We start from the raw sequence: 14,373 nt of genomic DNA on the forward strand, positions 1-14,373 counted from the left end.
TAGAGTTCTACTGGAAGCCTTGTGCAGGCCTCAATCACTCCCCCCTGGAGGGGGAGTCGGTGAGACAAGGGCTCCGCCCGCAGCCGAGCCGGTGGGGGGCCCAGTCTCCGGGGTTGGTAAGAGGCCCCTGATTCACCCTCGAACGATTCGCTTCACCCCGTATTTCCGCCCCGTCGTTTGGAGCGGGGACTGGACTAAACCAATGCTTCCCTCTCATCCTGTTTGGTTTTGTCTGACTTGGCTCTGTATCCTATGGTATGGATTTCTGGTGCTCTACGTCGGTTGGAAGGGCTTGGGCGATATCCGTCGGCTGATTGCCAATCTGAAGAACCGGGGCCCCTAGCCCGCATTTCTCACCAGGCCGCTCGATTCATAGATGAAAGTCCATCTATTTTCAGCACCTCATGGGTCTGATTGGTACCTTTTGCGGTTACACACGGCGCTGGGCGTGCCCTGGTGAGAAATGCGGGCTAGCGTGGCAATTCGGTTGGGATGGCTGAGCGGCATCGGAATCGCCCTGTCCTGTTTGGTGGTTTCGGAGAGCTGCCGGTGGCAAGCCTCCCAAGCCGGGAACGGGTCGACACCACCCGTTCGACAGGAGCAGACTCCGTTACCGTCCGATTCTCTTGAACCGGGCAACCGACTCGACATCAATTCTGCCGGGCGCCGGGAATTGGAATCGCTGCCGGGCATCGGGCCCGTGCTGGCTCGACGAATTGTGGAGTTCCGCGCCAAGAATCCCCCCTTCCGGAGAGTCGAGGAAATCCTGATCATCCGGGGAATCGGCCGGCGCAAGTTCGAGGCCTTGCGGGATCGGATCCGAGTGGCGGATTCCACCGGGCAGATCACCCGGCCGCCCTGCTCCGGCTCTACCGAGGGATCGAGATGAAGACCGGCATTCCTCCCCGCAGTCCCCTGCCCCGGGGGTTTCACCCCTACCTGGCCCAGTGGTTCCGTCAACACTTCGCTGCCCCCTCCCCTGCCCAAAAAAAGGGTTGGCCTCCGGTGATGGCCGGACGAGATACGCTGATCGCCGCTCCAACCGGATCGGGCAAGACCCTGGCCGCGTTTCTGTGGTCCCTGAACAGGCTGGTAAAGGCGGCTTTGAGCGGCAAGCTCGAAGACCGCACCTACGTGGTCTACGTGTCGCCCCTGAAGGCGCTGGGAAACGACATCCACAAGAACCTGCAGCTCCCCATGGAGGAAATCGGATGCATCGCCCAAAAACAGGGCGAGGGTCCCTTGGGAATTCGAGTGGCGGTTCGCTCGGGAGACACTCCCAGCAGCGAACGGCAGTCCATGCTCCGACGACCGCCCCATATTCTGATAACGACTCCCGAGTCACTCTACATTCTGCTCACGGCCAGAGGGAGTCGTGGCTACCTGAGGGGAGCCGGCACGGTAATCGTGGACGAAATCCATGCTGTGGCGGGCGACAAGCGCGGGTCTCACCTGGCCTTGTCCCTGGAACGCCTGGACCATCTGGCCGGCCGGCGCCTGCAGAGGATCGGGCTCAGCGCCACTCAGAAACCCGTTTCCGCCATTGCCCGCCTGCTGGTTGGCACTGCGGGCCTCGAGCCCAAGGGTCGGGTGGCCTGTTCCATCGTGGATATCGGCCACCAGCGTGATCTTGAGTTATCCATTGCCATTCCCGACCTGGAGTTTGGTCCCATCGCCAGTCTGGAGCTTTGGGAAGCCGTCTATGAGCGCATTGCCGCTGAATCACGGGCTCATCGGTCGACCCTGGTCTTTGTCCACACCCGCCGACTGGCGGAACGAGTCGCCCACAAGCTGAGCCAGCGCCTGGGAGAAGACCAGGTCGCCACCCACCACGGCAGCTTGTCCAAGGAGAGCCGCCTGGCGGCGGAACAGCGACTCAAGTCCGGCGCCATTTCGGTGGTGGTAGCCACGGCCTCGCTGGAACTGGGCATCGACATCGGTCACGTCGACCTCGTTTGCCATGTCGGGGCTCCCCGCTCCATTGCAAGCCTGCTGCAGAGAATCGGCCGCTCCGGGCACGGCCTGGACACCGTTCCCAAGGGCCTCCTCTTCCCTCTTACCCGGGATGAGCTGCTGCAGACCGCCGCAGCCGTGCGGGCTGTCCGCGCCGGAGAGTTGGATCGGGTCCACATCCCCGAAAAGCCTCTGGACATCCTGGCTCAGCAGATGGTGGCCACTGTCGCCGGCGGAGAGATTGCCGAGGAGAAACTTTGGACACTGTGCCGAAGGGCCTATCCCTATCGCGACCTGACCCCCGAGGAGTTTGCGGAGGTGGTGGAGATTCTCTCCGAAGGGATTTCGACCCGCCGTGGCCGTGGTTCGGCCTACCTTCACCGCGACGGAGTCCACCGCCGCCTGCGGCCTCGCAGGAACGCCGCCCTCTCCGCAATCACCAGTGGGGGAGCCATTCCCGATACGGCCGATTACGACGTCATCCAGGAACCTGAAGGCATCTTCGTGGGGCGGGTCAATGAGGATTTCGCGATTGAGAGCATGGCCGGAGACATCTTTCTGCTCGGGAACCAGTCCTGGCGCATCCGTCGGGTGGAAGCCGGCAAGCTCCGCGTGGAGGACGCTCAGGGCGCACCTCCCACCATTCCCTTCTGGGTGGGGGAAGCCCCGGCCCGCACGGCGGAACTGTCCGAAGCGGTCTCGGAACTCCGCCGCAAGCTGGCGGAACTGCTGGACCGTGAAACCGATTCAGCCATCGAGTGGTTGTCGCGGGAGTGTGGAATGGACCGGTCTGGAGCGGAACAACTGGTCTCCTATATCACCCAGACCCGGGCCGCCCTGGGAGAGGTTCCCACCCAGCACACCATAGTGGCCGAGCGCTTTTTCGACGAATCGGGGGGCATGCAGCTGGTGCTGCACACTCCGTTTGGAGGCCGCATCAATCGGGCCTGGGGACTGGCCCTGAGAAAGCGATTTTGCGTCTCCTTCAATTTTGAGCTGCAGGCGGCAGCCACCGACGACGGGGTGGTGATTTCCCTGGGAGAACAGCACAGCTTTCCCCTGCAAAGCGTGTCCTCCATGGTGCGATCCGATCGAACCGAAAAAGACCTGATCCAGGGGGTGCTGGCCTCTCCCATGTTCGGAAATCGCTGGCGCTGGAACGCCACCCGCTTCCTGGCGCTGCTGCGGTTCCAGCAGGGACGCCGGGTGCCGATGCCGATTCAGAGGATGCGGGCGGAGGATCTGCTGGCCGCCGTTTTCCCGGCCCAGTTGGCCTGTCAGGACAACGCCCCCGGTCCAGTGGAGCCGGTGGACCATCCTCTGGTGAACCAGACGTTGCACGATTGCCTGCACGAGCCGCTGGACCTGGAAGGATTTCTGGAGGTCCTTGGCCGCCTCGAGGCGGGAGAGATCCGCTTCCTGGGGCGTGACACACCCGCCCCCTCACCCATGTCTCACGAGATCCTCAACGCCAATCCCTATGCCTTCCTGGATGACGCTCCCCTGGAGGAACGACGGGCGCGGGCGGTCTCCCTGCGGCGGATGGAGACCGACGCCATCCAGGCCGATTCCCTCCTGGACGCCGAGGTGGTTGAGCGGGTGGTAGCGGAATTGTGGCCGGATATCAGGGACCGGGAAGAACTGCACGACCTGCTCCTCAACTTGGTCGTTCTGCCATCCGAAGCGGTTGGCCGCTGGCGGGAATTCATGAACGATCTGATCGAATCCAATCGCGCGGCGCCGGTTTTCTGGGTCAATCCGGCAGGATTCCGCCAGCAAGCCTACGTGGCCGCCGAGAGACTGTCCTGGTTGAAGCGCCTGGTTCCCGAAACCCAGGCAGACCCCTCCTTCGAGCGCCGAGCCCGGGATTGCGAAACCGGCTCGCCTTTTCTGCCGTCGGCATCTTCGACCACGAGCAGACTCCCCGGAACTTCCGAGGAGATCGCCGCCTTCCTGGTGCGCGAGTGGCTTGAATGCCTGGGACCGGCCACGGCTGCAGAGCTGGCCGACCGACTCGGCCTGCCCCGCTCCATGGTCCAACTCGCCCTGGTGACCCTGGAGGCCGGCGGCTCCATTCTGCGGGGCCGCTTCCGTGCCGGGCCCGGTCTGCCCGCACCGGCAGGATCCCCCTCCTCGGTGGTCACTTCGACTTCAGGCGTCGCAAGTGAGAAAGGCCTCCACTCGGCCGACGAACCGGGTCCCGACACGGAGTGGTGCGAACGGCGGATCCTGGCAAGGATCCACCGCCTGACGATCGGTCGGTTGCGCCGGGAAATCGAGCCGGCCAGCACCACCGAATTCATCCGCTTCCTGCTGCATTGGCAGCACCTGGAGCCCGGGACTCAACTCCATGGCCGGGAGGGCCTGCTGAAGGTGTTGCAGCAACTGCAGGGGCTGGAGCTTCCGGCGCCGGCCTGGGAGCGCGACATATTGCCCAAGCGAATAGCCGGCTATCGACCCGAGGACCTGGAAGCCCTGTGTCTTTCCGGCACCGTCGCCTGGGGCCGGCTGCGGTTCTCTCCACCCCCCGCATTCGACCCGGAGGATCCTTCAGCCAAAAACAGCCACGCTCGAACCAAGCCCGGCCGCTCGGCTCCTCTGGCCTTTTTCACCCGACAGGACTCCACCTGGTTGCTGGATTCGAGGCCCCTCTCCCTGGAGGGCATTCCGGGGTTGTCTCCCGTGGCCGTGGAGGTCGCCAACGCGCTGCGCCAATGGGGAGCCTGTTTCCTGTCGGACATTTCCAGGAGTACCGGAAGGCTGACCGCCGAGGTGGAGGATGGGCTGTGGGAGTTGGTGAGCCGCGGTCTGGTCACCGGAGACGGGATGGCCGGGCTGCGGGTCCTGTTGCTGCCGAACCAGAAGCGGCGCGGACCCGAGCACCGTTTGCGAGTCATTCGCGGAGGCAACGCCCCCGGCCGATTGCTGCCGCTGGGCCGGTGGTCTCTGTTGCAGCCGCAGCATCCCCATCTTTCGGACCATCCGCCCGGCGAAGCTCCCCAACCGGACGCGTCCGTCAGTCGGATGCCACCTCCCCACGAGGATCGTGAAGAATTCGCCACCCGGATGGCCCATCAGCTTCTGCACCGCTACGGCATCGTCATCCGGGAACTCATGACCCGCGAGCCTCACGCACCCCGATGGAGAGTCCTGCTGAGCATTTACCGGAGGATGGAGGCTCGGGGTGAAATTCGAGGAGGGCGGTTCGTGAGTGGCTTTGTGGGTGAACAGTTTGCCCTCCCGGAGGCAGTAGACACCCTGCGGGCGCTGCGGCGGGACCGGGCGCCAGGGAGCGACACCGTGCTGGTCCCCGCGGCAGACCCGCTGAACCTGGTGGGCATCCTCACGCCCGGAGGTCGAGTGTCGCCCTTCTCCCACCAGTGGATCGCCATCCGGGAGGGTCTACCGATTGAAGTAGGGGAGTTGGGAGAAGTGCTGAGCCGATTGCAGCCCAAGCGGTCTTCCGGCGCCGAGCAGGGACCGACCCGCTCAGCCCCTCGTTCCGGTGACGATACACATCGACCATGACGGATTTCAGGGCCGCCAACCCGGCCTGGCCGCCACTGCATCACCCGGACAAAAATGTTGAAACCGGCCACCGGGGGCCAGCGTTGTTTAGTTTGATTCGATGGTGGTGAAGCATCCTGGAAAGGTAGAGGTTCATGAGACTGCAACGTAATCTGGTTCTCCCTGTCGTCGGGCTGGTTGTCCTGATCGCCGTCGTTTATCTGGTCTGGGGTGGCGGGGACGACGATCCGGCCGAGAATTACCTGAAAGTGGCGGTGGAGCGCGGGGACGTCCGCAGGACCGTCACCTCGACCGGAACCCTGCAGGCGGTCGTCACCGTGCAGGTGGGCAGCCAGGTCTCCGGACGGATCCAGGAGCTGCACGCCGACTTCAACAGCGTGGTCAAGAACGGACAGACGTTGGCCATCATCGACCCGGCCAACTTCGAAGCCCAGCGGGACCGCGCCGCCGCCTCCCTGGCGACCTCGGAGGCCGCGGTGAAAAACGCGGAGGCCAATCTGATCAATCGCAAAGCCGAACTCCAGAGCGCCGAGGCCAATCTTCAGGTGTCGCGAGTCGACCAACAGGAAGCGGGCAGGCAGCTGCGAAGAGCCAAGGGACTGTTCGAGGACGGCCTCATCCCTGAACGGGACCTGGAAACGGCCCAGGCCGGCCATGATCAGTCCGCCGCGCGCCTGTTGCAGGCCGAAGCCCAGATCAGCCAGATCAAGGCCTCCATTCGATCGGCCGGGGCCCAAAAGGAACAGGCTCTGGCCAACGTCAAACAGGCCAAGGCCGAATTGAAGATGGCCCAGGTCAACCTCTATTACACCAACATCACTTCTCCCATCGACGGGGTGGTGATCGAACGCAGCGTGGATATCGGCCAGACGGTGGCGGCCAGCTTCCAGGCCCCCATTCTGTTCCTGATCGCCAACGACCTGGCCAAAATGCAGGTCATCGCTCAAATCGACGAGGCCGACATTGGAGCCATTTCCGAACAGGCCGAGGTCGATTTCACGGTCGACGCTTTCCCCGGACAGAACTTCCAGGGGAAAATTTCCGAAATCCGCCTCAGTTCCAAGCTTCCGGGTTCCAGCACCGACGCCCAGCAGGCGGCCGGATCCACCAACGTGGTCGTTTACAACGTCATGATCGACGTGGACAACCCCCAATTGAAGCTGCGGCCGGCCATGACGGCCACCGTCACCTTCACCGTGGCCAGCGCCGAGGACGTCCTGAAGGTGGCCAACGTGGCTCTGCGCTACCAGCCGTCGGACAAGACGCCCGAGGAGGTTCGGGCCATGCTTGGAGGTGGCCCGCCCGGATCGGGAGAGGACTCGGCAGGAGCTGGTTCTTCCGAAGGCGGTGAGAATCCGGCAGGGTCCAGCGGTCGGTCCGGCATGGACCCGGAGCGGATGCGAGCCATGAGGGCCCGGATGGCACAGGGAGGAGGAGGCCGCGGCTTCGGCGGACGCGGCATGGATCCGGAGCGGATGCGGGCCATTCGGGCTCGCATGGCTCAAAGGGGCGGAGGTGGACCCTTCGGAGGGGGCGGGCCCGGCATGCGTCGGGGAGGACCGGCTGGCGACGGCGCCAGGACGGTCATCGCACCTGCCATTCAGACCCAGTACGGCATCAATCCCGGTTTGAAGATCCGGTTCCCTCAGGCCGAAAAAGCGAAGTCTCGCCGGGGGGTGTTGTGGGTCCTCGATGCGGAGGGTCAACCCGAACCGCGCCGGGTCCGCTTCGGGATCACCGACGGCCGGGACACGGCGATTCTTGGAGGGAACCTGGAGGCAGGGGAAGAGGTCATCACCGGAGAGATGGAGAGCCGGGCCAGAGCCAGCAGTACCTCCTCCCCGTTCGGAGGGCTGTTCGGAAGCCGCAGACGAGCACCACAACGAAGTCAGCAAAGTCGACGCAGCGGGGGCCGCTAGCCCATGCAACATCTCATCAACTCCCTGGCCGAAAAGACGCCTTCGCTGGACCGGAACGGGGCAGCCGTCATCGCCCTGCACGAGGTCTGGAAGATTTACGACACCGGAGAGATCCGGGTCGAGGCCCTGCGCGGGGTTTCCCTGGAGATTGCCCGTGGGGAGTTCGTAGCCATCATGGGGGCCTCGGGATCGGGCAAGTCAACCATGCTGAACATTCTGGGTTGTTTGGATCGTCCCACCCGCGGCGTCTACCGCCTGGATGGCGTGGACGTCTCCACCTTCTCCCCTTCCCAGAGAGCCGACATTCGCAACCAGAACATCGGATTCATCTTTCAGACCTTCAACCTGCTGAGCCGGACCTCGGTCTGGGAGAACGTGGAAGCCCCCATGCTCTATTCCGGGACATCCAAGGCGGACCGGGCCGCTCGCATCGAAGAGGCCCTGGAGGTGGTCGGAATACCCGAGAAAGCCAAGGCGCTTCCCAACCAGCTCTCGGGAGGACAGCAGCAGCGAGTGGCCGCGGCCCGGGCCCTGGTCAACCGCCCGGCCATCCTGCTGGCCGACGAACCCACGGGCAACCTGGACTCGGCGACCTCGGAAGAGATCATGGCCTTCCTCCAACGCTTGAACTCGGAACAAGGAATCACCCTGGTCATGGTGACCCATGAGCAGGAAGTCGCCAACTATGCATCACGCCAGATCTACATGCGAGACGGTCAGATCCTGAGGGATGAGAAGACCTGACCACAACACCCACCGAGGGTTTCCTCCCAGGTCTCGATCGCCGTGGATACCGGAGCATTGACATGAACTACTGGATGATCCTGAAGATTTCCCTGAAGGCCCTGAACCGCAACAAGGTTCGTTCGGCCCTGACCATGCTGGGAATCATCATCGGCGTGTCGGCGGTCATTGCAATGGTGAGTCTGGGTGAGGGCGCACGGCGGCAGATTCAGGAAGAAATCGCCAGCCTGGGGGACAGCACCGTGTGGGTGAGGGCCGGCAGCCGCCGCTCTTGGGGTGTTCGCAGTGCCTCCGGAACCATGAATACCCTGAAAGCCGCGGATTTCGATGCCATGTTGAACGAATGTCCCGCCGTCAAGGCGGTCAGTCCCAGCGCCAGGTCGATGGCCCAGGTGGTATTTGGCAACCAGAACTGGAATACCCGAATCGAGGGATACAACGAACTGTATCCGGACATGCGGAATTGGACCATTGCGCAAGGCAGTTTCTTTGACGATTCCCAGGTCAAGGCGGCCGCCCGGGTGGCCGTGCTGGGCAACACCGTCTGGCAGGAGCTCTTTGCCGGCAGCGACCCCGTTGGACAAACCATTCGAGTCAAGAATCTCTCCTTTCAAGTCATCGGAACCTTCAAGGCAAAGGGATACAATTCCTGGGGCCGCGACCAGGACGACGTCATCATCGTTCCCTACACCACCGTCCAAAAGAAGTTTCTGGGGGGAGCGCTCCACGTGGAGTCAGGCCTGGTACAGGCAGTCAATTCCCGGGCCACCTACGCGGCCGAAGAGCAGATTCGTGCCCTGCTGCGCCAGCGGCACCGCCTGGGTCCCTTTCAGGACGACGACTTCATGATTCGCAACCTCAGCGAGATTGGAGAAGCGGCGGAAGCGACCAACCGGATGATGGGGGGATTGCTGGCGGTCATTGCCTCCGTGTCCCTGTTGGTGGGAGGGATCGGGATCATGAACATCATGTTGGTGGCGGTCTCGGAGCGCACCCGTGAGATCGGCATCCGCATGGCCATCGGGGCACGACCCAGCCATGTCCGCATCCAGTTCCTCTCGGAATCGATCGGCCTGTGCCTGCTGGGAGGGATCCTGGGCCTGCTGCTGGGAGTGGCGGTTTCCGTAGGCATCCCTCTATGGCTGGGCTGGCCCACCGTGATCTCCATCAATTCGGTCATCATTTCGATCCTTTTCTCAGCCGCCATCGGAATCTTCTTCGGCTACTATCCGGCCCACAAAGCGGCCGCGCTGGATCCCATCGAAGCGCTCCGCTACGAGTAGTTTCAGCACACCGGCCGGAGGCGGATGAACACACGCGTCCCCACCTCCGGATATCCCGGACCTTTTCGCCTCCCAAATTCGGCGGATATTCTTTTTTGTCGGGCTACAGATCTTCGAAAAAGCGGTGGTCGGTTACGTAGGAAAACCCGTCGGAGATCTCCCGTATGTAGAGTTCGGCCTTGAGCACCTGGATGCATCCCTCGACCAGGACCCGGTCCAGGGGCCATTGGTTGTCCTTGGCTATCTGGTTGGCTTTCTCCAAGGCAAGCTGGGTCAGTTTGAAATGCCCCTTGCAGGTGGCTCGTCCATTGTGGACCTTCCCCGCAAACTTGTGAAATTTCCCATCGACCTCCACCCAGCTCTCCATGGACAGGGTGTAGTGCTTCTCCAGAAATTGAAATCCCTTTTTCATCGGTACCTCGGGTGGCTGCCGTGCCCCGAAATCAGTGGCTTGCCGGTGGAAGTGTAGCCCAGATTCCCCGCTCGGCAAATTCCTTTTTCCGAGTGGTACAATACAAGCCCCAAAGGAGCGACGCTGATGGAATCCGTCCTGCGCTACATCCACCGGAACCGGGATCGCTACATAGCGGAACTGAAAGAATTCCTGACTATTCCCAGCATCAGCAACAACGCCGAGAACCGCGCCGACATGGAGCGCTGCGCCGCGTTCCTGAAAGACCAGCTCGAGAGCATCGGAATGCAGAAGGCAGTCGTCTTTCCAACCGAGGGCCATCCCGTCGTCTACGGGGAATGGCTGGGGGCGCCCGGCAGACCCACCGTGCTTTTCTATGGACACTACGACGTCCAGCCGGTCGATCCCCTGGAACTCTGGATTTCGGGACCGTTCGAGCCGACCGTTCGAGACGGTGAGCTCTATGCCCGGGGAGCCGTCGACGACAAGGGCCAGGTCTGGATGAATTTGAAGGCGGCCGAGGCTTACCTGAAGACTCAGGGGACTCTGCCGGTCAACCTCAAGCTCCTGATCGAGGGAGAGGAGGAAGTCGGCAGCGACCACCTGGATGCCTTCATCCAAAGCCACCAGGAACTGCTGCAAGCGGATGTCGCTCTCATTTCAGACACTCCCCTGTTCGATCGGGGAATTCCTTCCATCTGCTACGGGCTGAGAGGATTGACCTACTTTCAACTGGACTTGAAGGGAACGAGCCAGGACTTGCACTCCGGTTCCTTTGGCGGGACGGTGATCAATCCCAACTTCGCGCTGGCGCACATCATCAGCTCGCTCAAGGATTCCGAGGGGCGCATCCTGATCCCTGGCTTTTATGACGACGTCGCCCCCATGAGCGATCGGGAGAAAGACGAGCTGTCCCGACTGCCCTTCGACCAGGAACGATTCCGGCAGGAGGTGGGCGCCCCCGAGCTCTTCGGCGAAAAGGGATACGGCACGCTGGAAAGAATCTGGTCCAGACCCACGCTGGAGGTCAACGGCCTGTGTGGAGGCTTCACCGGCGAGGGAGCCAAGACCGTCATTCCGGCCACGGCCATGGCAAAGATCAGCATGCGCCTGGTCCCCGATCAGGATCCGGATCGGATAGCCCACCTCTTCGAACAACACTTGAAAACGGTCACTCCCGGCTCGGTAGAACTCACGCTCACCCGCATGCACGGCGGCAACCCCTGGCTGGCCTCCATCGACCATCCAGCCATCCGGGCAGCCTCCCGGGCCTTCGAGAAAGGCTTCGGCGCCAAGCCGGTCTTCGTGCGGGAAGGGGGATCGATTCCGGTGGTGACCACCTTGGCCGAGACTCTGGGCCTGTCCTCGGTGCTGATGGGAGTCGGGCTCCCCGATGAGAATGCCCACGCCCCTAACGAAAGACTGGACCTGGGCAACTATCAAACCGGCATCGTGAGCATTGCCCACTTCTTCGACCAGTTCTCAAGAAGCTGAATCCGTCGGCGAGCCCTGGGCTCTCCCGGGGCGATCCAGGACCGGGGTTCGAGCGAACGGTTGTGCCTGCGACTTCACTTCCAGGCGCAGCCTCTCCAGAATCTGGCTCATCCTGGAACCATCCACGACCTTGTCACCGCCTTCCGTCTGGACGTAAAACACGTCAAAGGCATAATTCCGCTCGGTTGCCAATTTGGCGGAAACGATATTGAGTCCCAGTTCGGCCAGAATTCCGGCGATCCGGTAACTCAATCCCCAGCTATCCTGGGCCTGAACTTCAATCACGGTACTGTGGGCGGAGATGTCGTTGTCGATTCTCACCCGGGGAGCCACAGCGAGGGTGGCACCGCCCGGCTCGGCACGAACTTCATACCGCTGGCCCCGCAGCAGGTCTTCCAGACGGGTCTTTCCCAGGATGATTTCGGCAAGTACCTGGTTCACACGGCGCCGCCCGGCGTCATCGATCAACAGTTGGCTGCCCAGATCGCTCACGTGGAATGTATCGATCACGATGCCATCCTCGCGAGTATTGAGTTGGGCGCTCAACAGCCGGATGCCCAGGGCCGTAAGGGTTCCGGTGATCTGGGCAAAACGCCCGGGCAGATCGCGGGTGGAGAGGTGAAGTTCGTAGTAACCGCCATCCGGGTTGGCAACCCACTCGCTTGCCAAAGGCTGTTCCTTCAGATTCTCACAAAGACGAACGTGGGCCACGATTTGGGGAAGGGGCGTATAGAGGGCATATTTCTCGGGAAGGAAAGAAAAATGGTTCAGCACCGAGTCGACCGACAGTTCCCCGGCCAGCTGCTCCAGGACGCCGCGCTGAATCTCGGCGACCCGGGCGTGTTCGGCCCCGCTCAGTTCCCGGCCGAACATGAGACGGTCCATGACTCTGAAATACAAGGACCACAACAGGAATCGATTTCTTTCCGACCAGGCGGTCTCATCCACCGAGGTCAAGTCCGCAAAGGTATGCAGCAACAGCATGTTCAGATTGTCGGTGGTCTCCACCACCGAGCTGATCTCCTGGACAATCTGGGGATCGTCGAAGTCTCTCCTCTGCGATACATGGGCGAGCAGGGTCTGCTCTGTCACCAGCATCAGAACCTTGTCCCGGTCTTCCGGCGACGCATTGAGGCGCTGCAAGGCGCGAACCGCCATGGGTTGGCCATTGCCGGACAATTGATCCGGCCCGTTCGAGCCGGTCTCATGCAAGAGCAGACCCAGGTAGAGGATTGAAGGGTCCTCCACCTGTTCCAGCAAGCCTCGATAATCCCTCAGTCCCGCGTCGGTTGAATTGGCCACCAGGTCCAGGCGATCGACAGCCCGCAGCGTATGCTCATCGATCGAATACCTGCGGCCTCGGGCAATGCCGGGGAGACAGTCCAGGCGGCTGAACTCCGGCAGGTAACGGCCAAGGAATCCAAGGTCGCGCATTCGCCGCAGCGCCGGTCCCACCCTTCCCTTGTTCTTGAGGATGACCCGGAAGTCGGCGTGCATGGCAGGAACCCGCCAAAAGCGAGTAGGCCACTGGTGCAGTTGGGACCGCAGCCGTGAAATCATCGGAGGCTGCATGATCTCCGGCTCCATTTGACTCAGGTGAAAAACCTTCATCCAGCGTTGCGGCGTTTCCTCTTCGCTCCCCTGTTCCGGTTGAGAAACCAACCTGAGATATTGAGACTTGAAGGGTTCGTTTCCTTTCAGAAAGGCCGCCTTGTTGCGCCCCAAATAACCCTCAAAGAGGGCCGCCAATTTCCTTTTTCGCCTCAGAACGTCTCTCACCAGCAATTCCAGCGCCGGAAGCTGACGAGAATCGTGAAATCCCAGGAATCGGGCCGTTTGAACTCCGGCCTCGCCCAACAGGTCCGACTCGGCCGCCCCCGCCACGAAATGCAGATGAGTTTGAATCTGCAGCAGACGTTCCCGTATCGCCAGAAGTTGGGTCCACTCCCCGGGCGTAATCCCTCCCTTTTCCAGCATCCGAACGGGGTCACCGGTTCCCGCAAGCAGCCTCAAGGACTGCAACAGCGCCCGGCAGCACCACAACCCGCCCGGCCCCTGTTCCAGACCAGCCGTCAGGGCATAAACACTCGATTCTCCACCATCCAGCATCTGCCGGTAGTGGTCCTCCAGATCACAGAGAAAGACGACAGGACGTTTGACCAAAGTAGACCGGAGCCGCTGGTGCAGATCGGACCCCACTGACCGGGCCCCACCCAACCATCGGGAGGACAGCAGCTCCAGGCAAAAGCCCATATCCGTCTGAGATCGACGCAGGCACTCCCGGGAACTGAGACAAACCACTTCGCCGTGAATTCCCATCGCCGCCATCCGGGATCGAGTGGCCTCCAGAACCTGGCTTGCCTCTCCATCTCCAATCGATCCGGTCAACAACAACCGGAGCGGAGAATAGGGAGTCAGTTCCAGACTGCCGTAAGCGCCCAGAGCCAGCCAACAGGTTTTCCGGTTCCGGGCGGGGCTGCCGGGAGCCGCGAGTCGGCTCGGTGCCAGCAGGGATTGCAGGCTCAGATCGACCAAACGACAGTGTTGGGCCGCCAGGTCCAGCGCGGGTATTCCGTTGAAGTGGCGCCATCGCAGCTGCGCCATCCCCCGCCGATAGGAGCGGCCCGGTTGGGTTGGCAACCGTTCACTGCCCGGTTTGTGCGATTTTGGTAGATTCATCCGCGCCCCTGAAACGCCGGAATTTGGATCTCTCCATCCTGGCCAATGAGCAAAAATAAACCAGTCGGAGGGCAAGGTAAACTGAAAACAGGCCTCGGGTTGGGCTATTGGGGCTGCGGGCTGGAGCTCCTAAGTGGCGACCTTGCTAATTCCGTCCCCCCCACCGGTTCGACTACGGGCGGAGCCCTTGTCTTGTGCAATCCATTCATGGTTTACACAATAAACCGCATACATGGTTTACACGGCCAGTCTTCTTTATGTAGGGCTAAGCATATCTCCAAGGGGGGCGATGGGCAACGAGCGGGAGTGCTCCGCAGGGAGGGCGGAGCCCGACCGAAGGAGCACTCCCGGCTTCACTCCC

General features: G+C 62.1%; 8 protein-coding genes. 6 read left to right on the plus strand and 2 right to left on the minus strand.

Annotated features, from left to right (window positions below; all coding sequences use genetic code 11):
- Positions 1-475 precede the first annotated feature (475 nt).
- The 5 genes from OXI69_07825 (at position 476) to OXI69_07845 (ending at position 9,427) form a co-directional block, all read left to right on the plus strand.
- A complete protein-coding gene (locus OXI69_07825) occupies positions 476-889 on the plus strand; it encodes a helix-hairpin-helix domain-containing protein (protein ID MDE2666043.1) in 414 nt (137 codons plus the stop codon).
- The gene (locus tag OXI69_07830) at positions 886-5,481 is read left to right on the plus strand and encodes a DEAD/DEAH box helicase (GenBank protein MDE2666044.1); all 4,596 of its coding nucleotides are present in this window, start codon (positions 886-888) and stop codon (positions 5,479-5,481) included. Before OXI69_07825 ends, OXI69_07830 begins: the two co-directional genes overlap by 4 nt.
- A gap of 134 nt (positions 5,482-5,615) precedes the next feature.
- Positions 5,616-7,400: an efflux RND transporter periplasmic adaptor subunit gene (locus tag OXI69_07835; GenBank protein ID MDE2666045.1), complete on the plus strand. Its 1,785-nt coding sequence runs from the start codon at positions 5,616-5,618 to the stop codon at positions 7,398-7,400.
- 3 nt (positions 7,401-7,403) lie between these two features.
- Positions 7,404-8,144: an ABC transporter ATP-binding protein gene (locus OXI69_07840; protein ID MDE2666046.1), complete on the plus strand. Its 741-nt coding sequence runs from the start codon at positions 7,404-7,406 to the stop codon at positions 8,142-8,144.
- Between the two features lie 62 nt (positions 8,145-8,206).
- Positions 8,207-9,427, plus strand: a complete 1,221-nt coding sequence (locus OXI69_07845) for an ABC transporter permease (GenBank protein MDE2666047.1) — start codon at positions 8,207-8,209, stop codon at positions 9,425-9,427.
- A 103-nt stretch (positions 9,428-9,530) separates the two neighbouring features.
- Here the strand turns inward: OXI69_07845 and OXI69_07850 are convergent, their stop codons facing one another.
- On the minus strand, positions 9,531-9,839 hold the full coding sequence (locus OXI69_07850) for a hypothetical protein (protein MDE2666048.1): 309 nt from the start codon (positions 9,837-9,839) through the stop codon (positions 9,531-9,533).
- Positions 9,840-9,965: 126 nt separating this feature from the next.
- On the opposite strand from OXI69_07850, the gene OXI69_07855 reads away from it, so the two are divergent.
- Positions 9,966-11,333: a dipeptidase gene (locus tag OXI69_07855; protein MDE2666049.1), complete on the plus strand. Its 1,368-nt coding sequence runs from the start codon at positions 9,966-9,968 to the stop codon at positions 11,331-11,333.
- Here the strand turns inward: OXI69_07855 and OXI69_07860 are convergent.
- A complete protein-coding gene (locus tag OXI69_07860; GenBank protein ID MDE2666050.1) occupies positions 11,322-13,937 on the minus strand; it encodes a hypothetical protein in 2,616 nt (871 codons plus the stop codon). The genes OXI69_07855 and OXI69_07860 overlap by 12 nt on opposite strands.
- Between the last annotated feature and the right edge of the window lie 436 nt (positions 13,938-14,373).

Source organism: Acidobacteriota bacterium, assembly GCA_028875575.1.
Lineage (GTDB): Bacteria > Acidobacteriota > Terriglobia > Versatilivoradales > Versatilivoraceae > Versatilivorator.